27 protein-coding genes are annotated in these 21,771 nt (G+C 69.9%); 15 read left to right on the top strand and 12 right to left on the bottom strand.

The annotated features are described in order from the left end of the window. The first annotated feature begins 511 nt into the window (after nt 1–511). The 11 genes from ACFY0T_RS12895 (at nt 512) to ACFY0T_RS12845 (ending at nt 6,397) form a co-directional block, all read left to right on the top strand. Nucleotides 512–865 (top strand): gas vesicle protein, encoded by a 354-nt coding sequence (locus ACFY0T_RS12895; RefSeq protein WP_388868255.1) that lies wholly within the window; start codon nt 512–514, stop codon nt 863–865. Continuing rightward, nucleotides 862–1,329, top strand: a complete 468-nt coding sequence (gene gvpJ, locus ACFY0T_RS12890; RefSeq protein WP_388868252.1) for a gas vesicle protein GvpJ — start codon at nt 862–864, stop codon at nt 1,327–1,329. The genes ACFY0T_RS12895 and gvpJ overlap by 4 nt, the downstream gene beginning before the upstream one ends. 5 nt (nt 1,330–1,334) lie before the next feature. After that, nucleotides 1,335–2,048, top strand: a complete 714-nt coding sequence (locus ACFY0T_RS12885) for a GvpL/GvpF family gas vesicle protein (protein WP_388868249.1) — start codon at nt 1,335–1,337, stop codon at nt 2,046–2,048. Nucleotides 2,049–2,061: 13 nt separating this feature from the next. Continuing rightward, complete coding sequence (locus tag ACFY0T_RS12880) at nt 2,062–2,325, top strand: gas vesicle protein GvpG (protein ID WP_388868246.1); 264 nt, start codon at nt 2,062–2,064, stop codon at nt 2,323–2,325. A gap of 30 nt (nt 2,326–2,355) precedes the next feature. Beyond that, nucleotides 2,356–2,943, top strand: coding sequence for an ABC transporter substrate-binding protein (locus tag ACFY0T_RS12875; RefSeq protein WP_388868244.1), 588 nt, complete (start codon nt 2,356–2,358; stop codon nt 2,941–2,943). A 34-nt stretch (nt 2,944–2,977) separates the two neighbouring features. Then, nucleotides 2,978–4,024, top strand: coding sequence for an SRPBCC family protein (locus ACFY0T_RS12870; RefSeq protein ID WP_388868302.1), 1,047 nt, complete (start codon nt 2,978–2,980; stop codon nt 4,022–4,024). 27 nt (nt 4,025–4,051) lie between these two features. Next, the gene (locus tag ACFY0T_RS12865; RefSeq protein ID WP_388868242.1) at nt 4,052–4,528 is read left to right on the top strand and encodes a gas vesicle protein; all 477 of its coding nucleotides are present in this window, start codon (nt 4,052–4,054) and stop codon (nt 4,526–4,528) included. A gap of 150 nt (nt 4,529–4,678) precedes the next feature. Continuing rightward, nucleotides 4,679–5,392 carry a GvpL/GvpF family gas vesicle protein gene (locus tag ACFY0T_RS12860; RefSeq protein WP_388868239.1) on the top strand — a complete coding sequence of 238 codons (714 nt, stop codon included), beginning with the start codon at nt 4,679–4,681 and terminating at the stop codon, nt 5,390–5,392. Nucleotides 5,393–5,395: 3 nt separating this feature from the next. Beyond that, nucleotides 5,396–5,608: a gas vesicle protein gene (locus ACFY0T_RS12855; protein WP_388868237.1), complete on the top strand. Its 213-nt coding sequence runs from the start codon at nt 5,396–5,398 to the stop codon at nt 5,606–5,608. Continuing rightward, complete coding sequence (locus tag ACFY0T_RS12850) at nt 5,605–5,970, top strand: gas vesicle protein K (RefSeq protein WP_388868234.1); 366 nt, start codon at nt 5,605–5,607, stop codon at nt 5,968–5,970. Before ACFY0T_RS12855 ends, ACFY0T_RS12850 begins: the two co-directional genes overlap by 4 nt. Before the next feature lie 163 nt (nt 5,971–6,133). Continuing rightward, entirely contained in the window at nt 6,134–6,397 is a 264-nt protein-coding gene (locus ACFY0T_RS12845; protein WP_388868232.1) for a GlsB/YeaQ/YmgE family stress response membrane protein, read from the top strand. A gap of 57 nt (nt 6,398–6,454) precedes the next feature. Here ACFY0T_RS12845 and ACFY0T_RS12840 read toward each other — a convergent pair whose 3' ends face one another. From ACFY0T_RS12840 to ACFY0T_RS12815, 6 genes are all read right to left on the bottom strand, one after another. Then, entirely contained in the window at nt 6,455–7,534 is a 1,080-nt protein-coding gene (locus ACFY0T_RS12840; RefSeq protein WP_388868229.1) for a hypothetical protein, read from the bottom strand. Continuing rightward, complete coding sequence (locus ACFY0T_RS12835; RefSeq protein WP_388868226.1) at nt 7,534–8,196, bottom strand: RNA polymerase sigma factor; 663 nt, start codon at nt 8,194–8,196, stop codon at nt 7,534–7,536. The genes ACFY0T_RS12840 and ACFY0T_RS12835 overlap by 1 nt, the downstream gene beginning before the upstream one ends. A gap of 496 nt (nt 8,197–8,692) precedes the next feature. Beyond that, the gene (locus ACFY0T_RS12830; protein WP_388868223.1) at nt 8,693–9,505 is read right to left on the bottom strand and encodes a hypothetical protein; all 813 of its coding nucleotides are present in this window, start codon (nt 9,503–9,505) and stop codon (nt 8,693–8,695) included. After that, nucleotides 9,498–9,728 carry a hypothetical protein gene (locus ACFY0T_RS12825; RefSeq protein ID WP_388868220.1) on the bottom strand — a complete coding sequence of 77 codons (231 nt, stop codon included), beginning with the start codon at nt 9,726–9,728 and terminating at the stop codon, nt 9,498–9,500. Before ACFY0T_RS12825 ends, ACFY0T_RS12830 begins: the two co-directional genes overlap by 8 nt. After that, a complete protein-coding gene (locus tag ACFY0T_RS12820; RefSeq protein ID WP_388868217.1) occupies nt 9,725–10,342 on the bottom strand; it encodes an RNA polymerase sigma factor in 618 nt (205 codons plus the stop codon). The genes ACFY0T_RS12825 and ACFY0T_RS12820 overlap by 4 nt, the downstream gene beginning before the upstream one ends. A 237-nt stretch (nt 10,343–10,579) precedes the next feature. Continuing rightward, nucleotides 10,580–11,017 (bottom strand): hypothetical protein, encoded by a 438-nt coding sequence (locus ACFY0T_RS12815; RefSeq protein ID WP_388868215.1) that lies wholly within the window; start codon nt 11,015–11,017, stop codon nt 10,580–10,582. A gap of 297 nt (nt 11,018–11,314) precedes the next feature. Here ACFY0T_RS12815 and ACFY0T_RS12810 point away from each other — a divergent pair, with 297 nt between their 5' ends. Both ACFY0T_RS12810 and ACFY0T_RS12805 read left to right on the top strand, forming a co-directional pair. Beyond that, complete coding sequence (locus tag ACFY0T_RS12810; RefSeq protein ID WP_388868212.1) at nt 11,315–12,448, top strand: hypothetical protein; 1,134 nt, start codon at nt 11,315–11,317, stop codon at nt 12,446–12,448. Nucleotides 12,449–12,536: 88 nt separating this feature from the next. Further along, nucleotides 12,537–13,793, top strand: a complete 1,257-nt coding sequence (locus ACFY0T_RS12805) for a DUF4241 domain-containing protein (RefSeq protein WP_388868210.1) — start codon at nt 12,537–12,539, stop codon at nt 13,791–13,793. Between the two features lie 13 nt (nt 13,794–13,806). Here the strand turns inward: ACFY0T_RS12805 and ACFY0T_RS12800 are convergent, their stop codons facing one another. After that, the gene (locus tag ACFY0T_RS12800; RefSeq protein WP_388868207.1) at nt 13,807–14,442 is read right to left on the bottom strand and encodes a hypothetical protein; all 636 of its coding nucleotides are present in this window, start codon (nt 14,440–14,442) and stop codon (nt 13,807–13,809) included. A gap of 37 nt (nt 14,443–14,479) precedes the next feature. On the opposite strand from ACFY0T_RS12800, the gene ACFY0T_RS12795 reads away from it, so the two are divergent. Next, entirely contained in the window at nt 14,480–14,635 is a 156-nt protein-coding gene (locus ACFY0T_RS12795) for a DUF397 domain-containing protein (protein WP_388868204.1), read from the top strand. Here the strand turns inward: ACFY0T_RS12795 and ACFY0T_RS12790 are convergent. From ACFY0T_RS12790 to ACFY0T_RS12780, 3 genes are all read right to left on the bottom strand, one after another. Next, complete coding sequence (locus ACFY0T_RS12790; protein ID WP_388868201.1) at nt 14,600–15,103, bottom strand: SMI1/KNR4 family protein; 504 nt, start codon at nt 15,101–15,103, stop codon at nt 14,600–14,602. The two genes, ACFY0T_RS12795 and ACFY0T_RS12790, sit on opposite strands and share 36 nt — an antisense overlap. Then, on the bottom strand, nt 15,100–15,996 hold the full coding sequence (locus ACFY0T_RS12785; protein ID WP_388868199.1) for a hypothetical protein: 897 nt from the start codon (nt 15,994–15,996) through the stop codon (nt 15,100–15,102). Before ACFY0T_RS12785 ends, ACFY0T_RS12790 begins: the two co-directional genes overlap by 4 nt. 95 nt (nt 15,997–16,091) lie before the next feature. Further along, nucleotides 16,092–17,663, bottom strand: coding sequence for an SMI1/KNR4 family protein (locus tag ACFY0T_RS12780; RefSeq protein ID WP_388868195.1), 1,572 nt, complete (start codon nt 17,661–17,663; stop codon nt 16,092–16,094). Nucleotides 17,664–17,953: 290 nt separating this feature from the next. Here ACFY0T_RS12780 and ACFY0T_RS12775 point away from each other — a divergent pair, with 290 nt between their 5' ends. Next, nucleotides 17,954–19,447: an ATP-binding protein gene (locus ACFY0T_RS12775; RefSeq protein ID WP_388868192.1), complete on the top strand. Its 1,494-nt coding sequence runs from the start codon at nt 17,954–17,956 to the stop codon at nt 19,445–19,447. A 155-nt stretch (nt 19,448–19,602) separates the two neighbouring features. Here ACFY0T_RS12775 and ACFY0T_RS12770 read toward each other — a convergent pair whose 3' ends face one another. Continuing rightward, nucleotides 19,603–20,805, bottom strand: coding sequence for a hypothetical protein (locus ACFY0T_RS12770; protein WP_388868190.1), 1,203 nt, complete (start codon nt 20,803–20,805; stop codon nt 19,603–19,605). Between the two features lie 66 nt (nt 20,806–20,871). After that, nucleotides 20,872–21,564: a hypothetical protein gene (locus ACFY0T_RS12765; protein WP_388868187.1), complete on the bottom strand. Its 693-nt coding sequence runs from the start codon at nt 21,562–21,564 to the stop codon at nt 20,872–20,874. Nucleotides 21,565–21,771: the final 207 nt, after the last annotated feature.

Raw genomic sequence — 21,771 nt, 5'->3', positions numbered from 1 at the left:
GGGGGGGGGGGGGGCCCGCTGTTGGGCCCCCCCGGGGGGGCCCCCGGGGGGGGGGGGGGGGGGTTGTGGTTGGGGGGGGGGGGGGGGGGGGGGGGGGGGGGGGGGGGGGCCCCGCCCCCCCCCCCCGCGCCGATTGCACAGAGCCATGGGTACGGGGGGAACCCCGGCTCCGTGCGACGGCCGATGACCAGTCGGCTCACCCATTACTGCGCTACGGCGGCCGAAAACGTCACACCCCAGCCGAAGAAAGTTCAAAGAAATACGAAACCGCAGGTCAGAGCGCATGAGGGACGACTTCCGACCAAGAACGTCACCCCCTGACCCACGGATGAACGAACTCGGCGGTCTCGCTCGGGCGGGAGATCCGTACTCGCCGAGGGCTGGAGACGCCCCAGTGGACGCCATCCATAAAGAGTGAAACTGTACTTATGTGACCGATTTGTGAGGTATGACCCGATTTGCGAGGGTACTTCATCGACGAGAGAGCCAGGACTGTTGAGTAAGGCGGTGAATGATCACGGCCGAGCGTGATGAGTCCCAAAAGGCAGATACGTCGAAAGAGCGGTTTGCCAAACGGTCGGCCTCCGGGGAGCGGGTGTCGGCCCCCGAAGCGATGCGCTGTGCGTCCGAGCAACTCGCCGAGCTGCTTGGCACGCGGCCGGAGTCGGTGTCCGCACTGAAACCGACAGAACAGGGCTGGGAGGCTCGGGTCGAGGTCGTGGAGGTGGAACGGATACCCGAGACGACCAGCGTCATGGCCAGCTACCAGGTCGTGCTGGACGCCGAGGGCCAACTCCTGGCCTACGAACGCGACAACCGATACACGCGCTCCCAGGTGGACCGGGAAAGGGGTGTAAACCAGTGACTGTTGCGCCACGAGGTGGTGGAGGCGCGGTGGCCGCGCCCGGAGGGGGTTCGGGAAATCTCTACGATGTGCTGGAGCTGGTGCTGGACCGCGGCCTGGTCATCGACGCGTTCGTCCGGGTGTCGCTGGTCGGCATCGAGATAGCGAAGATCGACGCACGAATCGTCGTCGCCAGCGTCGACACGTATCTGCGCTTCGCCGACGCCGCCAACCGCCTGGACCTGGAGTCCGGGAGGAAGGCCCCGGCCCAGCTCACCGACGTGGTCGGGGAGGCAGCTCAGGTGGGGTCCAAGGGCAAAACGAAAGGCGCGCTGGCCGGCGCCGTCGAAGCCGTCACCGACTCCCTCCAGGGCCGCCGCGACAAGGCGAAGGAGGAAGACGAGGAGGCCAAGGAGCCCGCGAAGGCTAGGAAGTCCACTTCGGAGCACCACACCTCCCGGCACCGTGAGCGAGAGGAGGAGTAGTAGCCATGCCCCTGTACGTGTATGCCATCACCGGGGCATCGCATCCGCTGCGCCTCGACGACCTCAAAGGAGTGGGCGATCCGCCCACCGACCTCCGCGCGGTCCGCGGCGACTCGGTCTGCGCCGTCGTCAGCGAGACCCCCGACGAACTGACGGTGAACCGCCGGGACATGGACGCCCACCACGAGGTCCAGGCCCGCTTGTTCGAGGAGGGCACCACGCTGCCCCTGCATTTCGGGTTGCTCGCCCAGGACGAGGACTCGGTGCGAGCCGTACTCGCGGAACGGGAGCGGGAGTTCTCCGAGCGCCTCGACGAGCTCACGGGCCGGGTGGAGTTCAATCTGAAGGCCGCCTGGGACGAGGAGGCGGCGCTGCGCGAGATTCTCGAGCAGTCCGAAGAGATTCGGAACCTGAACGAGGCCACCCGTCGGGACGACGCGAGCTACGAGGACCGGCTGGCACTCGGCGAGATGGTGGCCCAGGAGGTCCTGCGGCGGCAGGAGGCCCTGGCCGCGGAGATCGTCAAGGAACTGCAGCCGCTGGTGCACGCCGAGCGGATCGCGCCGCCCTCCGATCAGTACGCCGTGAACGCCTCGTTCCTGGTTGACCGAGAGCATGCCGACGAGTTCGCCGAGGCCGGCAGACAACTGGCGGAGCGCCTGGGGGAGCAGGCCGGGATCAGGGTCCTGGGTCCGCTGCCGCCGTACAGCTTCGCTTGACGAGGTGAGACCGGTGGGGCTGCTGACTCAGATCGCGACTTTCCCGCTCGCGCCCGTCCGGGGTGTCGGCTGGGTCCTGGACAAGATCGTCATGGCCGCGGAGGACCAGCTGTACGACCCCGGGCCCGTGCAGGAACAGCTGTCGGAGCTGGAGAGAGCGCGTACCGAGGGACGTATCGAGGACGAGGAGTTCGAGCAGCGGGAGGACGAGCTGATGGCGCGCCTTCAGGAAATCTCCGCCCATCAACTCCAGCAAGAGCCGAGTAGTGAGCTCTGATTCAGGGCCATTCTTGGTTGGGAGAAAGTCATGACGAGCAACGCCAAGATCGGTGCCGCCGTGGTCGGCGGCTATGTGCTCGGACGCAGGAAGAAGGCCAAGGTCGCCCTCGGACTCAGCATGCTGCTGGCCGGAGCGGGCGCGCGTCGCAAGCAGCTCGCCAAGGCGCTCTCCGAGTCGCCGATCGTCGGCACCGTGAACGAGCGACTGCGCGGCGAGCTGGTGGACGCGGGCAAGGCGGCCGCCACAACGGTCCTGACCGCCAGGGCGGACAAGCTCGCCGACGCGATCCACAGCCGCACCGAAGGGCTCCGCGAAAAGGACCATGAGGGCGAGGAGCCCGAGAAGACCGAGCCCGCGGACGAGGCGGCCGAGGGCACCGAGCCGGAGGGCGAGGAGCCCGAGGGCACCGAGCCGGAAGGCGAGGAACCCGAGGACACCGAGCCGGAAGGCGAGGAACCCGAGGACACCGAGCCGGAAGGCGAAGCGCCCGAGGACAAGGCATCCGAGGGCAAGGAACCGGCACACACGGGCACGAGCAGGGCGCGGAAGACCACCAAGCCCAGGGAGAAGGCATCCGCTTCCGGTACCCGGAAGAGGAGTGCGGACGATGGCTGAGAGCAAGGCACGTAGCAACCCGGCCACAGATCGGCTGAGGGAAGAGCTGGAGCATTACATCGAGGCCCGTATCGATCACGCGCTGACAGGTGCGGGCCGCCGCATAGGCGAGGCCGCCAGCGGAAAGCCGCTCGCCTGGGGCGGCGAGAAGCTCGGGCATCTGGGACACGCGGTCGGCGACCTCGGGCACAAGGTCTCGCCGGGGAAGGCACTTCCCGCGCTGACCGAACGCGCCTCCCATGTGACGGAACGCGTCTCCCATGTCAAGGATCACGTCCCGCATGTCAAGGATCACGTCCCGCATGTCAAGGGTGCGGCGCACAAGGCCGTGGAGGCCGGCAAGCCTTCCAGCGGGGCCACGACGTTGACGATCATCGAGGACATCGACGTCGGTGTGCCGGTGAGCGAGGCGTACGACCAGTGGACCCAGTTCCAGGACTTCGGCAAGTTCGCCAAGGGGGTCGTCTCGGTCGAGCAGAAGGACGACGTGACGACCGAGTGGCGGGTGAAGGTCGGCAAGGCCAAGCGCGCATGGCAGGGGAAGATCACCGAGCAGGTCCCGGACGAGCGCATCGCCTGGACCTCCCAAGGCGACAAGGCCACCACCCGGGGCGTCGTCACCTTCCATGCCCTGGGCGACAACCTGACGAAGGTGCTGGTCGTCCTGGAGTACTCCCCCAAGGGCGTGGTCGAGAAGAGCGGTGCGCTCTTCCGGGCGCAGGGCCGTCGAGTGCGGCTGGATCTGAAGCTGTTCCGGAAGTTCCTCATGCTGCGCGGTGAGGCCACCGGCAGCTGGCGAGGGGAGATCCGGGAGGGAGAAGTGGTTCACGAGGACGAGGAAGAGGAGGAAGAGGAAGAGGACAGGCTCGCCGCCGAGGAGGAGGGCGAGGAAGAGGAAGAGGAAGAAGAGCCGTCCGAGGACGAAGAGGAGGACAGGCTCGCCGCCAAGGAGGAGGAAGAAGAAGAGCCGTACGAGGACGAAGAGCCTTACGCCGAGGAGGAGGAAGAAGAAGAGGAAGAGGAGGAAGAAGAGCCCGCTGCGGAGGAGCGACCGCGTCGGCGGACGGCGTCGAGGCGCTGAGCCCTCACGAAACGAGGTGGAACCGTCGTGAACAGCCCCGACTCCACCCGCTCCACCCCGTCGCGAACGCTGTACCCCTACAGCGGTGGGGACTCGGGAGCAAACCTTGCCGACATCCTTGAACGGGTGCTCGACAAGGGCATCGTCATTGTCGGCGACATCAAGATCAACCTCCTCGACATCGAACTGCTCACCGTGAAACTCAGGCTGCTCGTGGCTTCGGTCGACAAGGCCAAGGAGATCGGCATCGACTGGTGGGAGCACGACCCGGCGTTGTCCTCCCGCGCCGACGAGCGGCGGGAACTGGAGGACGAGAACGAACGCCTGCGCCGCCAGGTCAAGGCACTGCGCCGCCGGGCCCGGGAGGCCGAGGCCGAGCTGCCACCGGCCGACCGCCGCGCTCGTGGTGCCGAGGAGAAACTCGGCGCCGGCCGTCGGCGCGAACGGCGCAGCGCGGACGGCTACGACGGCGGCGACGGTGACGGTGACGAGCGGGAGAACTGAGCCATGGAAGCCAGGGAAGCCGGGGAAGCCAGGGAAGCCGGGGAAGTCGGGGAAGTCCCGGAATCCTCGGAAGCCAGGGAAGCCCACCTCAGCTACGCCTACGCCGTGGTCCGGTCGGAGTCAGTGTCCGACCGAACCCTGGGAGATGCCTTGTCCGGCATACGCGGGGTCGCGGGCGCACCCGTCACCCTGGTGGGGTCCGGCTCCTTGGCCGCGGCAGTCAGCGCCGTACCCGAAAGGGACTTCTCGGAGCAGGCCCTCAGGGTCCGGCTCGAAGACCTGGAATGGCTTGAGGCGGTGGCCCGGCCGCACCACGCGGTCATCGAGACCCTGTCGGCACACACAACGGTCCTGCCGTTGCGACTGGCCACCATCTACCTCGACGACGCCCATGTACGTGACATGCTCGACGCTCGCGAGGAGGACTTCGCCGGCTTGCTCGACCGCTTGGCGGACCACGTGGAGCTGGGTGTGAAGGTGTACGCCGAGCCACCTCCCGACTCCGAGGAAGCCGCACCGGACGAGGCCCCTGACGACACCTCGGGGCGCGCCTACCTTCAGCGGCGCAGGCAACAGCGGCGTACCCGGGACGCCACCTGGCGGGCGGCGCGGGATGCCGTACGCCGTATCCAAGCCGAAGCACGCGAGTTCGCCGTCGACAGCGCCCGCTACCGCCCTCAGCAAGGCCGCCTCGCCGAGGGCGCCGCCGGCGAGAACGTCGCCAACGAGGCGTATCTCGTACCTCGCACCCTGGCTGACGAGTTCCGGGCCCGGGTCCAGGAGTCCGCCAACGATCTGCACGGAGTACGCGTCGAGGTCACGGGGCCATGGGCGCCGTACTCCTTCGCGGGAAGGAGCGCCTGAGCGGTGACCGTGGAACGCGAAGATCCGATCGCCGACCGTCAAATCGCCCTGATCGATCTGCTCGACCGGCTCCTCGCGGGGGGCGTGGTGCTCACCGGGGACCTCATGCTGTCGATCGCGGACATCGATCTGGTCAGGATCTCGCTGCGAGCGCTGATCGTCTCCGTCACCGAAGAGATGGAGGAACTGTGGATTCCCGGCGAGCCGACCACGTGAGAGAAGTCAGGGAGGCGGCTGAACGTGCCTTGTCGCTGCTGCCCGCACGCCCGGACGACATGCCCTCCCCCACCGGGAGAGGCAGGCGCGCGGTCGGCCGCCTGCGCACCGATCCCGAGACCGTGGAACGAGATCTCGTCAAGCTCGTCCTCACCATCGTCGAGCTGCTGCGCCAGCTCATGGAACGCCAGGCACTGCACCGGGTCGACCGGGGAGACCTCACCGAGGAGCAGGAAGAGCGGCTCGGACTCACGCTCATGATTCTTCACGACCGCATGACCGAACTCTGCGACCGCTACGGCCTGACGATGGAGGATCTCAACCTCGACCTGGGACCACTGGGCCCGCTTCTCCCGCCGTGATCTCCGGGTCCTTCTCTCACCCTGATCTTCGGGTTCTCCGCCCCCTGATCTCCGGGTTCTTCTCCCGCCATGACCTGGCTTTCCCGACTCGCACGGCCGATTATCGAGCATATGCGGCATATGCGGGCATATGCCGGGCGGGCCTCTTCGGGAGGAGGCGGCAGTGGAGATCTCGGGCTTCTTCAGCGCCTTGGTGATCGGCGCTGTGATCGGTGTGCTGGGGCGGTTGGTCGTGCCCGGTCGCCAGCACATCGGCTTGATCTGGACGATCCTGGTCGGCATCCTGGCGGCGCTCGCCGGTGCGGCCATCGCCGACGCACTCGACGTGGCCGACACCAAAGGCGTCGACTGGATCGAATGGCTCATCCAAATCGCGCTGGCGGCCGTCGGCGTGGTCGCCGTCGCCCGGGCGAAAGCCCGCCGCTGAGCGCGGGCGCGACCTACGGCCCTGTGGCGTCGGCAGGACCGGCCGGCCGCGGCCGGCTCAGCCCCCCACGAGCCGCGACAGCGCGCTGTACGTCGGTGTCGGCGACGGAGAGGGTGACGTCGGCTTCCTCGCGGGCGCGAACGGGGTCAGGGCCGAGTACGAGGGCGACGGGGTGAGGATGCCGCCGTTGCCGTGGTGGTCGTTGCCGCCCGGCAGTATGTGGTGGCCGTCGTCGTCACCACCCTGGTCGCCCTGGTCTCCTTGGCTGCCCTGGTCGCCCTGGCCCGAGCCCTTGCCCTCGTTGCCGTTCTGGCCGCCGGAGCTGCCGTTCAGCCGGTCCAGAAGGCCGCTGCAGTACGACCGCACCCGGCCGCTGCCGCCCGCGGCGTCCTCCAGGACCTGCCTGCGGCCCGCATCCAGGCCCTTGCCGTCGAGGACATCGCGGCAGGACGAGCGCGTCCGGCTCCACCACTCGCTGCTGTGGCCCGACTTCCCCGCGCCGTCCGAGCCCGGCTTACCGCCGGCGGCACCACCGGCCGCCTCGTCGCGCGAAGAACCCTTGCCGGAGGGGCCGCTCGCGGTGCCGTCGGGCGTGGGCGCCTGGGTGCCGCCGGTCCCCGAAACCCGGGGCGACGGCGAGACGAGCGGCCGGTCCGGTGTCGCGGCGGCCGTGACGGAGGCGGCGGGGCCCGGCCGTTCGTCACTGAACGGAGTCGACAGCACTCCGGTTCCGGCCGCGACGGCGACCCCGCCGATCATCCCGGCGGCCAGCGCGGCGGCGATGCCGAAGCGCGTGGGGCGAGCCCAACGGGTCCGGCGATCGCCCGCGGCGGGGCGTCCGAGACGTACGAGGCCGGCGTCGGAGGCGTGGGTGGCGGGGTGCGCGCGGCCACGGCGGCCGAGCTGGGCGGTCTCGTCGCTCCTGGTCGTGCGCGCCGTGCGGAACGCGGCCAACGCGGCGGCCTCGCCCGGGAGTTCGGCGCTGCTCAGCGCGGGTTCGACGGCCAGCGCACCGAGCGCCTCGGCGAGTCGGTCCGCCTGGCCGCGGGTGTCGGCGTCGACGGCTTCCAGCGGCTCTCCGCGCAGCAAACGCTCCGCGGCATCGCGGTCCAGCCACCTGTACTGCTCGTCGGCCATCACATGTCCTTCTGCGTCCGCGAACGCGTATGCGTCACACCGGCGGACGTCACCGCGCGTGTGCGCGATCCTCTTTGTGGGGGAACGGCGTCGAGCGCGCCGGCGGATTCCGGATCCCCGCCGAGCAGCTCCGCGAGCCGCTTCAGACCGCGATGCGCCGCCGTGCGCACGGCGCCGGGGCGCTTGCCGAGGGTCTCGGCGGCGGTCTTGGCGTCGAGGCCGACCACGACGCGCAGCACGACGGCCTCGGCCTGGTCCTGCGGGAGCTGGGCGATGAGCGAGAGGGTGCTGTCGGTGGCCAGCGCCTCGATGGCCTCGCCCGCGGTGTCCGACTCGGCGGCCTTCCCGGTCAGTTCGGTCTCGTCGCCGCCGATCGCGGGGCGGCGCCCGCGCATCCGTATGTGGTCGAGCGCGCGATTGCGGGCGATCCGGGCCGCCCACCCGCGGAACCGGTCCGCGTCCCCGCTGAACCGCTCCAGGTCCCGGGCGATCTGCAACCAGGCCTCGGAGGTGACGTCCTCCGCGTCCGGGTCACCGACCAGCGTCCGTACGTACCCGAGCAGCCGTGGATGCACCGCGCGGTACACAGTCCGGAACGCGGTCTCGTCCCCGTCCTGTGCCGCAAGCACCGCGGCGGTCAGCTCCGCGTCGTCCCCCAGCACCCGCGCACGCCCTTCTGCGCCTAAGCCGGCCCCGCTCTCGCGGACCGGGTTCACACCTCTTTGCGCCTTAACCGGCGCCGCTCTCGCGGACCGGTCCTCGCCGTCGTGGTTTCTCAATTGATGGTTGCGGTGGTCATTCATCTTGCTTCCGCCACCCGGCGCGAATGGCACGTTACGGCGTGAAACCGCTCCCCGTCCATGTTCGTACAGCATGCAACTATCTCGTGACGGAGCGAGGTGTGACACAAAACGCAGCCGTGGCGCTGTAGAGAGTACGGGCCGCCGCGCGGCCCGTGCCGCGCGACGGCCGGGGCCTCTCCTGTGGGGGGTGGCGGCCCCGGCCGTTGCCATCGGCGAGGGGCGGGCGTGCGACGGGCATGCCGAAGGAGCCTTGAAGTGGCCTTCCGGCGGAGCTTTTCCTGCATCCGGGCCTGCGGCTCTCCTACTTGGGCTCTCCGGCTTGGACTCTCCTGCTTCTCCCGGGCGCCGGTGGGCCCTACTGCTTGCCCTTGGTCCTTGTCGGCCTCGGTGTCGCTGCCGCCGTCGCTGCCGATGACGACGTGGCGCCGTCCGTGGCCGTGGCGGCCGTGCTCGGGGCGCTGTCCGCCTTCTCCGACTGCGTGTTCGTGGGCTCGGTGTCCTCGCCCAACTGCTCGGCACAGTACGCCGCGACCTTGTCCTCGCCGCCCGCGGCGGTGACGAGCCGCTGCCAGGCCGTCGAGTTCAGCGCCTGACCCCGGCCCTTGACCTCTTCGTACGCGCGGCAGCGGGCCTCGGTGTCCTGCGCCTGGGAGGGGTGGGCGGAAGCGCCGGCCTGCGCGGAGGCGGAGGGGGCGGAGGAACCGGAACCGGGCTCCGTGGCCTCGGAGGCCGACTGGTCCGGGGCACTGCTCGACGGCTGGGTCCTGCTCCCGCCCTGGTCGTCCCCGTCGTCGTCCGACGACGAACCGATGGCCGCGACGGCGACCCCGCCCAGCGTCAGGCTCGCCAGCAGCACGGCGAGTGTGGCCTTCAGCGAGCGGCCCACCCGTCGCTGCTCCCGCGGCCGCCAGTCGTCCCGCCGCCGGGTACGCGCGGCGTGCACGCCGCTGTCTCGCGCGGCGCGGAAGGCGGCGACGGCCCGCGCCTCCGCCTCGGCGTTGGTGCCGTGGCCGCGCATGACGGCGGCGAGCAGCACCTCGATGGCGGTCACGTCAGGAGCGGTCGCCTCCGGCGCACGCGCTTCCAGGGCGTGCCCTTCGCTCGCGGGACTCGCCGGGTGCGCGACCCGACGGTCGGAGGGCCCGCCGTCGCTGTGTCGTTCACCCATGTCCCGTTCCATCTCTGCCCGATGACTTCTCGTTGTCGTTCTCGCTCTCGATCGAGGACTTCTCCTTCTCGATCGAGGACTTCTCGCGCTCGTTCGACGACTTCTTGTGCTCGCCGTTCGACCTCTTGCGTCTGCCGTACGGCTTCTTGTGTCCACCGCACGACTTCATGTGTTCGCCGTACGACTTCTTGTGCCGGCCGTGCGACGACTTCTTGCCGTTCATCCCGACTCCCCCAGCGTCTGGGGTCCCTCATCCGTCACACCCCGGGCGCCGAGGTGGCGCGCGAGGCTCTTCAGCCCCCGGTACGCGGCGGTGCGCACCGCACCCGGTCGCTTGCCCAGCACCCGCGCCGCCGCCGGCCCGTCGAGGCCGACCACGACGCGCAGCAGCACGGCCTCGGCCTGGTCGCGCGGCAGCCGCGCGACCAGCTCCAGGGCGTACTCCGTGGAGAGGGCCTCCAGCGCCTCGTCGTGCGTGCTGTGCGTGCCCGGCAGCTCCAGTACGTCCTGCTCGATCGTCGTCCCCCGGGGCCGTACCTTCAGCCGCCGCAGGTGGTCCAGCGCCCGGTGCCGGGCGATGGTCGCGGTCCAGCCGCGGAACCCGGCGCCGTCCCCGCGGAACCGTCCCAGATCCCGCGCGATCTCCAGCCACGCGTCGGACGCCACGTCCTCCGCGTCGTCGCCGACGATTCCGCGCAGGTACCCGAGCAGTCCGGGCTGCACGATCCGGTACGCGACCGCGAAGGCGGCCTCGTCCCCTTCCTGCGCCCGCGCGACGGCCACGCCCAGTTCCCCGTCGTACGCCTGCACGCGGCGGGATTCCCCTCCCTGGCCCAACACTGTCCTCGTTCGTACCGAGTTAGCCCGAATTTGCACTGTCGACACGGTCGGCCGCATCGGCACCCCCATGGTCATCAGCGCCAGGCAGCACAGAAATGTCACAGCGCGTCAGACGTCCCGGACGTATCAGGCGTCGCGGTCCCGGACGTCTCAGGCATCTCGATCCCGGACGTCTCAGGCATCTCGGTCCCGGACATCTCACGCATCTCAGACCTCTCAGGCCTCGGCGGCCTCTCAGGCGGACCGCTGCTCGCAGGCGAGGGGCCGGGACGCCCGCCCGTGCAGCTGCAGGTACAGCATTCGTACGGACTCCCGCTCGCCCGCCTCGAAACGTTTCACGACCTTGCCCAGCGGGTTCCACACGCGTCCGTCGGGCATCCGTACGCCGACGGGCTGGCCGAACAACTCCCGCTGATCGGCGTCGAATTCGACCCACTCGGCCCCCGCGCGCCGCACGAGCACCTCACCGGCGTAGGCGCCTAGCTCGAACAGCACGGGCTGGACGCTGCCGCGGTCGGGCGTCCCCTTGCGCAGCCCGTCGACGATGAAGTCGACCACGCGGAGGCTGTTCTCGGAGTAGTCCAGCGGCAGCCGGTGCCGCGCCGTGATCTGCCGCACGAACTGCGCCGCGTACCGTCGCATCCGCCATTCGACCGGCGCCCGCTCCTCCATGACTCCCCGCCCCCCTTGTCGTCCCCATGGGTCCACCAGACCCAGCGGGTCGACGACGACGAACATCACGTGTGACGGAAGTGACAAAGGTCATGCGGTGAGCTGTACGGCCTCGTACAACCATTCGCCTCCCTCAAGCGTCTACGGCGCTATTTGCCCTGAATTATTGGCACATGAGATTCGAATGGAAGTGCGATCGCGGGACGTGTTAACTTCGCGCGCTTTCGACGGACGGCCGCCCGCGACGAGCGGGCCCGGCATCAACCGCCGTCCCCTGTCCACCACTTGGAGGTCCGCATGCCGCGAAGGCACCCGCTTCCGCCCACCGCAGCCTTGCTGACGGCGCTCACCCTCGCCGCCGCGACGGTGGTCACCGTCGCGCCGAGCGCGAGCGCGTCGGGCGTCGCTCTCAGCGCCCAGACCATCGCCGCCTCGACCACCTCGACCGCTTCGAAGACCACGGATCCGGCTCCGGTCCAGTACGTACAGGACTCCCTCTACGCCGCCGGTGACACCGGCTATCTGCACCGCCGCGCGAATGCCGACGGTTCGGCCGGGCCGTACACCTGGCGCGGCTACGACGGGACCGAGCGGACGCTCGACACCTACAGCGGCGCGCTTCCGGGCCAGTACGGGTACTACGGCACCGGCAGCGACACCGTCCTCACCTCGCAGCAGTACGCCGGCGGCCAGGCCCAGCTGCGGAACCTGGCGACCGGCGCGACGATCGACGTCACCGTGCCCGACGGGCAGTACGTGGCCGCCGCCTTCGGCTCCACGCTGATCACGCAGGAGTACAACGATGTGTGGCAGGCGTTCCGCCTGCACGTCCTGCACGTGTCGGACGACGGAACGATCACGTCGGACCTCGCCGTGGACCCGCCCGAGCCCCTCACCAAGGAGCAGACGGTGCTGGCGGGTGACGGCACCTCCGCGCTCATCCGCTTCCGCCACGCGACCGACATCGGCCTGCTCGACCTCACGACCGGCACGATCACCACCATCTCCACGCACGCGACCGACGACGACTCCCTCTACCTCCAGGCGGCGCTCTCCCCGACACACATCGCCGTCTACCACGAGGGCGCGAGCCAGGCCCGGGTCGTACGACGCGACGACCCGACCGGCACGCAGACCGCGGTACCCGTACCGCAGTACTCGACCGGCACCGCCTTCGTGGGCCTGGCCGGCGAGTGGCTCCTCACCTCCTACCGCCCGCCGTACGGCACCACACCGGGCCCCGGCGGCCCCCTCCAGGCCACGCCCCTCGCAGGCGGCGACCCGCGCACCCTCCTCCCCGCCGCGGAGCCCCAGATCGCCCAGACCCCGGGCGGCGACGCCATCGCCGTCGGCCAGGCGACGGACGGCACGTGGACCACGCACCGCATCACGGTGGGGCCGAACGGCAAGCCCTCGGTCGAGGTTCTCTGACACTCGGGCGCGCCCCCTTCGGGCTCGGCGCAGGGGGCGCGCCCACCCGCCCTGTGACTGTTTCGGACAGCGGCGCGCTGGACCATACGTGATCATCGATGTGACGTACGGGGAGGACTGGGACGCCGCGTCCCGCACGGTTCTCGGCCCGATGAGCAGACAGCGGGCCGCGGCCCGGGACACGGCGGGCGAGCCGTACGCCGTGGTACTGCGCGGGGAGGGACGCCCGCAGCCCGTCGCGGTGCTGCACATCGCCTGGGCGCACGGCTACTTCGGCGTCTGGGCGTACGACGACCAGGGCCGGCGCACCCGCGAGTTCGACCTGCGCCGTCTGGAGCCCGAGCGCCTGTTCCTGCGCCACGTCGCGCGGTGGCGGTACGACACGCAGGACATGCCGGAGTTCGCGGGGCAGGCGGGACGGGTCCGGGTCGACCTCTACCCGGACGGTCGCGGCCGCAAGGTGTCCGAACCGCGGGGAAGCGGGGGCGGCTCGCGGCACACCATGGCCAACATGCCGCAGGAAGAGCGCTGGGTACCGGCACCCGAGTTCGGTGCCTGGGAGTGGACGGTGGCTCTCGTGACCGGCGGGCAGTTCCCGGACGCCCTACGGGAAGCACCGGAGACGAATCCGACGCCCCTCGCCACCGCCCTCTCGACCGCGAACTGGCAGCCGCCCACCCCCATGCGCCCCCGCCACCTGGACGAGATGTTCACGCCCGGCACGCGCTTCCCGCCGCCGTACGACGGCGACGCGGGCCCGTACATCGTCCAGCGCATCATCGAAGCCGGTCCGCTGCGCCTCCCGACCGGCCAGGTCATCGCCTGCGACCCGAGCTGGATCACTCCCGGCAAGCCCTTCACGGTCGCCGTACCCCCAGGCGACTACCGCACCCAGATCGCCACCGCCGCCTACGCCGGCGAGTACGAGGGCACGCCGACCCACATCGAGGACCACACCGCGGCACGCGTCCTCATCTCCGAAAAGCCCACGGCGGCATGGGAGTTGGCCCTGCGCCCCGGCGAGGACCCGCGCACCCTGCGGAACGACGAGTTCTACGGGTTCGGCGTGGACAGCGGCACCGGCTGCTTCGTCGACGCCGCGACGGCTCCCCAGCTCATCGGCCGCGGAAACACCCTCACCGGGGAAGCCGACCCCGACGGCATCCTCGTCCGCGAGGACCCGGAGTCCGGCGGCAACCTCATCGCCTACCCGAGCGGCATGGGCGACGGCACCTACCCGGTATGGATCGGCCGCGACGCCGACGGCGAGGTCACCTGCTTCGTCGCCGACATGCTGATCCTCGGCGACCTGATCCTCGGCGGCGAGGAGCTACTGCGCGACTGATCGGACCCGGAACTCAGTGCTGGAGCGCGGCACGGACGGCCGCCGCGCCGCGTACGGCCGCCGCCACGGACGCGACCGCCGGGGAGCCCCCTGTATCCACTGCCTGTGCACGGCGGCAGCCTCGGCACAGCACCTCGTCCGCCACAGGGCGGAAGAGGAGGGCCTGCACGTGGTACCCCTCGCACTCCCGCATCTGCGCGACCCGGGGCGTCGGCATCGCCGGAGCCCCGGCAATGGGCGGGGCGGCCACGGGCGGGATCTCTCGCAGCACGTAGCGCACCAGCCCGCCGGGCCGGTGGATGGACTGACCCCGCCCAGGCAGACTGCGCCACACCTGCTCCCGGACGTCCGCCACCGTGTGCCCGCACGCCAGCCATTCCGCCGCCAGCGCGGCGAGCTGCGGCAGTATGCCGCGGGGTACGCGGAGCCGGGCGTCCAAGTCGTCGAGCGACTCGACGAGTTGGCGGGCGGCGGCCTGCTGCTCGGCGGTGGCCGTTACCGTGCGCGCCGGATGGTGGGAGGTGTTCTCCGGAACGGGGGATTCTGGATGACGACCGACGGCCCGACCGGTCGGCTCACCGACGGCCGGAGATCCACCCGCCGGAACCGGAGCCCGTACGACCGCGGGCGTCAAGTCCGGTACGGCCACCTGCGCCGGAGTCCTTAACGCCGCCGCTTCCTCCCCGGTGAGCGGCTCATTCGACACGAGCTGCACGGTCGCCCACAGCCCGCGCACCCCCTGCTCCCGCCACTCGTGCAAGAACCCGCATGGCCCGGCCGTCGTCTTCACGGCCGCCGCGTGGACGTCATTCGTCACGGAGGTCAAGACGATCGCCCTTTGAGGGCTCGGGCTCGCTGTCCAGAAGGTCGTGGACGGTCAGTGCGCCGGCCATGGTCGCGGTCAGCCACTCCGCCAAGTTGATGTCCTGGGGCCAGCACTCGCCCTCATGGGTGCACCACATCGGCCCGGCGGGATCGCGGAAGTCCACCAAGGGCCAGACGGTGCAGCCCCAGTCGTAGACGGGCACCAGGCCGGCGGGGATGTGGCCGGAGGGATCCGGCCCGTCTTCGTAGGTCTCGGCGAGGTGATTCCAGTCGGCCTGGGAGGCCCCTCCACGAACGCCCAGGATGCCCTCGTCCGGACCGAACCCCCCGTTCGCCGCCTCCAGGTAGAGGCGCCGAAGGAGCGGCGGAAGAGGAAAGCCGATGACGCTCTCTGCCTCCGCGACCGCTTCAAGCGTCGCAGGGGCAGGAAGGCTGAGCGCCCCGGCGCACCCCCGGACAGCCTGGACGGCCTCGTCATCCGTCACGGGGTCACGCCTTCCGGCAGCCGGATGTCCCCGTCGAACACCCCTCGGTTCTCCTCCCGGACATCCTGGCTGTAGGCGATGGTCCGCCCCTGGTAGGGGATCAGGAAGCTGCACTCGAAGCGGTGGGAGGTGATCCGGAAGGTCTTGGCGTCCAGGACCAGCACCTCGTCGAGACGGTCCAGGAGGATCTGACTCTCGCCCGTGGTGACCCCGGCCTTCCGCAGTTGGGCGAGGGTCGGCTCCAGTTCACGTACGGCCTTCTCGACGGCGGGACGGTCCTCGACCTCGGCCAACCGCCGTGAGGCGACGTGTACTTGAAGCCGCACATCGCCGTCCGCCTTGACCAGCTCAACGGCCCCTTCACCCGCCTTGGCGTAACTCTCGAACGCCTCAAGGGCGTCCACAGGGTCCTCCACCTTGTTGGCGATGTCCGGATCGGAGACGGGCCCCTTCTTCCACCCGGCGCCCGCCTCTCCCTCCTTCACATAGCCAACTCCGCCGACAACAAAGACCTCTTCGGGCTTACCCGCCCCCTTGCTGACGATGGTCCCCGTCGAGTGGAGGGCTTCGGGATCCTGGGTCCGCCGGACGGTGGACGTATAGGAAGCGGCGCTCGTCTGCCCCTGCAGTACGAGCCCCTCGTTCCCCTTCACGGCGAAGGTCCACCCGTCCTCGGCGTCCATCGCCTTCCGGGCGCGCTCCAGGAATTCCCCGGGCGTCTTGGGCGCCGCGGGCCGCTGCTCCCTCTTCGCCTCAGGAGTCACCCGCACCGCGGAATCCACCGATTCCGCGGCATTCGGCGACGCCCCCGCCCCGCCGTCGGCGGAACAGCCGGCCAGCGCCATGCAAAGCGGGACACCGGCCAACGCCACGCGTCCGAAGTGGGCTCTCATTTCAGGCTCCCCAGTGCCGTATGAAGAGGCCCGGTTATACAGGAGCGCGTGACGCGGTCGCGAACGTACGCACATTCAAGACAAACGGACGCATGTCACCCGCCCACGGTCTTGAGGGTGCCGATGACGCGGAGGGCGTTCTCGGTGTTGAGGCCGAGGCGGGCTGCCCAGGCGAGGGCGTCGTCGAGGGTGGCGTCCGCGTCGGCCAGGCGGGCGGCTGTGAGGGCGGGGGGCACTCTGCCCTCGTTCAGCAGAGTGGTCCACTGGCGTGGGGTGAGGGAGAGGTAGCGGAGGTCCGCCAGTTCGGCGAGGACGGTCGGGTCGGGGACGTCGGCTCCGGAGAGGTCGAGGCCGCGCAGGTGAGGGACGGTGCGCAGCGGGGTGAGGTCGACCGGGACGGTGGTGGTCAGGTCGAGGGAGGCGAGGTGGGGGTGGCCCGCGAGCGGGGTCAGATCGCCGTGGTCGAGGGTGACGCGCAGAGATTCGACGGGCAGTTCGCGCACCGGGGTGAGGTCGGCGGTGGTGGAGCGATTGAGGTGCAGTCGGCGGAGGTGGGGGGCGGCGGTGAGCGGGGCGAGGTCGACGAGGCCGGTGGCGTTGTTGATGTGGAGGGCCTGGAGGGTGGGCGGGACCTCGTCGGGTATGTCGCCGATGATCTGCTGGGGGTCGGGATCACAGGTGGGTTCGAGCAGGGAGATGTGGTCGCCGTGCTTCTCGTATGCGCCTTGCTCCAGCAGTTCCAGGTGGTGGCCGAGGAGTGAGGTGATCGAGTCGGCTACGTAGGCGGGCCCCTCGTCGTAGTCGCGGCCGGTGCGGATGATCTGGCCGGGACGGCCGCCCTGGGCCGGGGCGGTGTCGACGGCCAGGAAGTTGCCGTCCTCGCTGGTGGCGAAGCGCAACCAGCCGGGGTGGCCTCCGCAGCGGCGGACGGTATCGGCGGGGGTGGCATCGAAGACGACGGCGTCCCATTCCAGGTCCCAGCCGTACCAGGGCCGTTCGCCCGCGCCCCACTCGGTGTGCTCGGCGACGAGGCTCTCCAGGGACAGCCAGGCGTTGCCCTGGAACAGGTAGCGGTTCTCGTAGCCGATGCCGTCGCCGTCGGCGATCAGGTAGAGCGCCCGCAGATCGGCGGGCAGGCGGCGGCCGAGGCGGCGTTCGGCTTCGTCGATCGCGGCGGCGGTAGCGGGCGGGGGCAGTTCGTCGGGGCGTCCCAGGATCGCGGCGCGCCTCTCGAGGTAGGCGCGGAAGCGGGCCACGGCCGGCTCGGCGTCGCCTGCCGGTGCTGCGGTGCCGGGCTCCTGGCGCAGGCCGGGCTGGGGCAACCGGTAGTCGGGGTCCAGGACCACCTGGAAGCCGGTGCCCATCCCGGTCACATAGCTGATGGCGTCGTGGAAGGCGACGAGCCGGTACTCGCCGGACGGCCGGCACCGGATCTCGAGGCTGACGGGTTCCCAGCCGCGGTCTTCGCGCAGCGCCTCCGCCAGTGCCATGAGTTCCACGTGGAGGTTGGGCATGCCGACGTTCCAGTGCTCCCTGCGCCGGTTGTAGCCGCCGGTCACCGAGCTACCGCCCCGCCCTGCTCGGCCATGCAGTACCGCATGCGACCAACCGTTCGGGGCCTTCGCGACGAGCGCCTCGACTATCGGCCGTACCGCGTGCTCCACCATGCTCTGCTCCCGTGTTGTCGATGGTGCCGGGCATCATGGCAGCGACCACTGACATCGGGACTGGCGATCCAACTGGCGAAGCGCGCAGCCATGACCGAGGACCAGATCCGCGAGGCCGGCCGCCTCGCCGACGCCCCCGGGGCAGCGGAGGCCCTGATCGACACGGTGGCGGCCAAGCCGCTGGCATGACGGCGCAGGGGGAGCCGTGTCCAATGGGCCTCGTCCTCGTTCTTAGGAACACACTTCCTAGAAGTACGATTCTAAGAGTCTGGAAGACAGGCGAGGTTCCCATGACGCGTCCCCGACACCGCAACCTGCTGAAACCCTCCGACATGTTCGCCCGCGACTGGGAGTGGAGCGAGCTGACGGCCTTCGCGACCGGGGAGGGCGCCGGACCGCGACTCGCCGTTGTGTCGGGGCGACGGCGCCAGGGCAAGACCTTCCTTCTTCAGTCGCTCGCAGAGGCCACCGGCGGCTTCTATTTCGCGGCGGCCGAGGCTTCCGAGACGGAATCACTACGCCTGCTCGGCGCGGCCATCGCCGACCACACCGGGGCCCCGGCCCCGTACCGCCTCAAGCACTGGGACGACGCACTGCAGCTGCTGTTCAATCTGGCCGCCGAACGGCCGACGACCATCGTCATCGATGAATTCCCGTACCTCGCCCGGTCGTCTCCTGCCCTCCCGTCACTGCTCCAGCGGGCCATCGGCGTCCGCCGTGATGCCGCCCACCACAGCTGGCATCCACGCATCCTGCTCTGCGGTAGCGCCATGTCCTTCATGGGCGGCCTCCTCTCCGGTACTTCCCCTCTCTACGGCAGGGCCTCGCTCAACTTGGTCGTGCAATCGCTCGACTTCCGTCAGGCCGCAGAGTTCTGGGGCAGCGACGATCCGCGGCTTGCAGCTCTCGTTCACGCGGTCGTGGGCGGAACCCCGGCCTACCGGCGCGAGTTCGTCGGCGACGACACCCCCGCCGGTTTCGATGACTTCGACGACTGGATCCGCCGCACCGTGCTCAACCCGATGCGCCCGATCCACAGCGAGGCCGACTTCCTCCTCGCCTCCGAACCGGACCTGCGCGATCGCTCCCTCTACCACTCGGTGCTGGCCGCCGTCAGCGATGGCAACAACACCAGCGGAGGCATCGCAAGCGCGGTGGGCCGCAAGGCCACCGACATCTCTCACCCGCTCACGGTTCTACGGAAATGCGGACTGCTCACCGTCGAACCCGACGCATTCCGGCGCAATCGCACCGCCTACCGCATCGCCGAGCCGCTGATCGCCTTCCACCACGCGGTGGTACGTCCCCAGGCCGCCTTCCTCGCTCGCCCCGGTGGTGCGGCAAAAGTCTGGGAACGCGGGCGGCACACGTTCCTCAGCAAGGTGGTCGGCCCGCACTTCGAGCGGCTGTGCCGGGAGTGGGTCTCCTGGCATGCAGATCCGGAGACCTTCGGAGGGCTACCGATCGACGTCACCACCGGAACCGTCCCCGACCCCACAGCCCGCACCTCCCACGAAGTCGACGTCGTCGTACGCGGCGCGGTCGGCCAGGACCAGGGCATCCTGCTGTCGATTGGCGAGGCCAAGTGGCACAAGGTCATGGATGTACGCCACCTCGACCGCCTCCGCCACATCCTCGGCCTCCTGGCCGCCCGCGGCATCGACACGAGCCACACCCGCCCCGCCTGCTACAGCGGCGTCGGCTTCACCCCGGCCCTGCACGTGGCGGCCACCCGCGGCGAAGTCGTTCTCGTCGACCTGCAGCGCCTCTACTCAGGGGCATAGGCCGCGGCGGGACCCTGCCGGCGTTCCCTTCCGGTGATCCGGAGGATGACGCTATGGCCCTCGCCCTCCGGCGGATCAGCTCGATCGGCTCTTCAGCCACCAGTGGCCCATAGCGAACGCAGTGAGACAGACATGCTTCCGGAGCCAGGAGCAGCTCACTCCATGTCCAACTGCCCACGCCTGACGGCCACATCGGTCAGCCCGCACACCACAATCGCCGTGAACAGGAACGCGGCGCTCGCCAGGAGCAGCGACACTTCGTAGTACGAGCCCGTGGCCCAGCGAGCGGCCATGTACGCCGCACCGGCGCCGGCCAGCGAAGCGCCGCCGAGCTGAGCCATCAGCCGAAGGACGCGCCCGTATCGGTGGCGACCCTCCACCGTCGTCGACGCATCCCGCAGGGCGTACAGCCCGGCCACCGCCATGGTCAGCAAGCCCCCGCCCGCGGCCAATGCGGGCGTTCCAAAGGTGACGCCGTACCGGATCGCGAGAGCGGGAACGAAGAAGAGGGCCAGCCAGCGGGACACGGCTAGCCCCACGAAGGTGATCGCGGGCCCCGGCCCGGGAGGGCGGACCGGGAGCCGGGCAGCCGTCAGGCGGAGGACCACCAGGGCGCCAATGGCCGCAAGCGCCAGCGGAGTTCGCCCGGGCAGCCTGCCCAGGTTGTAGAGCAACGCCGTGTCGTAACCGACGAGGACCAGCACACCCAGGGCGCCCAGTGAGGCGATGAAGAGCAGCAGACGGAATGCGGTCGGTGGCCGCGTCTCTGCGGAGTCACGGGCCGCCATACGGGCGATGAGCAGGGGGGTGAGTACGGCGGAGGCGGCCCGGATGGCGATGTCGTCGGTCGTGTAGGGGTTCCTCAGGTCCCATTCGACGACGCAGAACACGACCGTGTACGACACCGCGGCGAGCGGCAGCAGCGCGGACCGGGCGATCCGCCGATACAGGCCCGGGTCCAGCCAGCGCACCACCGTGGCGAAAGCCAGCAGGACAAAGGGGAGTTCGAGGAACGCCTGGACGCGCAGGACCGACGGGGCGAGGAGTTCCGGCGCGGGAAAGCCGCGGGCGAGCGACCGCAGTACCGGGTTGTGCGTGGCCAGGTCGAACCACCCGGCGGGCAGGTACCGGGCGATGAACGACGGGTCCCCGTCGTGCACGCGCAGCACGTACACCGTGAACAGCACCTGGTTGACGTAGACCAGGCCAGTCACGAGCGCCAGTGCCGCGAGCGGGGGGACGGAGCGGCCCGCCGCCCCGACAGCATCAGGACGGCGGGCCAGCACACGCGGGGTCAGCACGAGGGCCAGTACGACCGACACGAGCACCACGGCGTCCACGAGTACCTTCACAGTCATCAGGAGTGGAGATACACCCTGCACTCCGTGCCCGTCCGCTGGACGATCACACCCACACGGGCCCCCTCACTTCGCACCCGCCGGCAGTGCAATGGTTCCGGCGAACGTCCCCTGGTTCGACTCCGTCACGCCCTGGCTGTAACGGATGCTGCGACCGTCGTAGGGGATGAGGAAGGCGCACCGGAAGATGTGTGCATTGATCCGGTACGTCGACGCGTCGAGGACGACCGACTCCACAACGTTCTCCACGGTGATCTGACTCTCGGAGGCCGTGACTCCCGCCGCACGCAGTTGCTTCAGGGTCGGCTTCAGTTCGCGCACCGCCTTCTTGACGACCGCCCTCTCCCGCACTCCGGACAATGCGGCCGAAGACGTACGAACCTGCAACTCCACCTGATCACCCGATTTGATCAGCGAGATCGCACTGTCGGTTGTCTCCTCCGTGGCGTACTCCTGGAACGCGTTGAGCGCAGCGACCGGATCCTCCACCTTGTCTGCGATCTCCGGATCGGTGAGAGGCCCGTGTTTCCAGGCGGCCTCCGGTCCGCCCTCCTTGACGTAACCCGTCCCGTCGACGACGAAGATCTCTTCGGGCCTGCCCACGCCCTTGCTGTAGGTGGTTCCGGCAGAGTGAAGTGCCCAGGACTCGCCCGTCGTGCGGTGCACCGTGGCCGTATAGAGGGCGGTGCTCTTCTGCCCTCGCAGGACCAGCTCTTCGCTCCCCTTGACGGCGAACGTCCAGCCCTTCTCCCCGGACATCGCCTCTTTGGCCCGCGCGAGAAACTCGACGGCCGTCCTGGGCTTCGCGGACGCCGCTTGTTCGCTCTTCCCAGCTCCGTGGGACTGCTCGACGGCGCTTGAGTCCGCCGGTTTCCCCTGATCCACCACATCCGTTGCCCCGCCCTGGGAGCACCCGGCCAATGAAACGGCAACTGCGGAAAGTAGCGGAACCGTCAGCGCGGCCAC

Source organism: Streptomyces sp. NPDC001530, from assembly GCF_042894545.1.
In the GTDB taxonomy this organism is placed as follows: Bacteria; Actinomycetota; Actinomycetes; order Streptomycetales; family Streptomycetaceae; genus Streptomyces.
Note: the sequence above shows the minus strand (reverse complement) of the source record. Positions and strands in the feature narration are given on the sequence as shown.

What these genes read in the sequence shown, in the direction of transcription:
- ACFY0T_RS12895 (WP_388868255.1), top strand. Translation starts at nt 512, where the DNA reads ATGATCACGGCCGAGCGTGATGAGTCCCAAAAGGCAGATACGTCGAAA.
- ACFY0T_RS12885 (WP_388868249.1), top strand. Translation starts at nt 1,335, where the DNA reads ATGCCCCTGTACGTGTATGCCATCACCGGGGCATCGCATCCGCTGCGC.
- ACFY0T_RS12875 (WP_388868244.1), top strand. Translation starts at nt 2,356, where the DNA reads ATGACGAGCAACGCCAAGATCGGTGCCGCCGTGGTCGGCGGCTATGTG.
- ACFY0T_RS12840 (WP_388868229.1), bottom strand. Translation starts at nt 7,534, where the DNA reads ATGGCCGACGAGCAGTACAGGTGGCTGGACCGCGATGCCGCGGAGCGT.
- ACFY0T_RS12830 (WP_388868223.1), bottom strand. Translation starts at nt 9,505, where the DNA reads ATGGGTGAACGACACAGCGACGGCGGGCCCTCCGACCGTCGGGTCGCG.
- ACFY0T_RS12825 (WP_388868220.1), bottom strand. Translation starts at nt 9,728, where the DNA reads ATGAACGGCAAGAAGTCGTCGCACGGCCGGCACAAGAAGTCGTACGGC.
- ACFY0T_RS12815 (WP_388868215.1), bottom strand. Translation starts at nt 11,017, where the DNA reads ATGGAGGAGCGGGCGCCGGTCGAATGGCGGATGCGACGGTACGCGGCG.
- ACFY0T_RS12810 (WP_388868212.1), top strand. Translation starts at nt 11,315, where the DNA reads ATGCCGCGAAGGCACCCGCTTCCGCCCACCGCAGCCTTGCTGACGGCG.
- ACFY0T_RS12785 (WP_388868199.1), bottom strand. Translation starts at nt 15,996, where the DNA reads ATGAGAGCCCACTTCGGACGCGTGGCGTTGGCCGGTGTCCCGCTTTGC.
- ACFY0T_RS12780 (WP_388868195.1), bottom strand. Translation starts at nt 17,663, where the DNA reads ATGGTGGAGCACGCGGTACGGCCGATAGTCGAGGCGCTCGTCGCGAAG.
- ACFY0T_RS12775 (WP_388868192.1), top strand. Translation starts at nt 17,954, where the DNA reads ATGACGCGTCCCCGACACCGCAACCTGCTGAAACCCTCCGACATGTTC.
- ACFY0T_RS12770 (WP_388868190.1), bottom strand. Translation starts at nt 20,805, where the DNA reads ATGACTGTGAAGGTACTCGTGGACGCCGTGGTGCTCGTGTCGGTCGTA.
- ACFY0T_RS12765 (WP_388868187.1), bottom strand. Translation starts at nt 21,564, where the DNA reads ATGTCCGGGGAGAAGGGCTGGACGTTCGCCGTCAAGGGGAGCGAAGAG.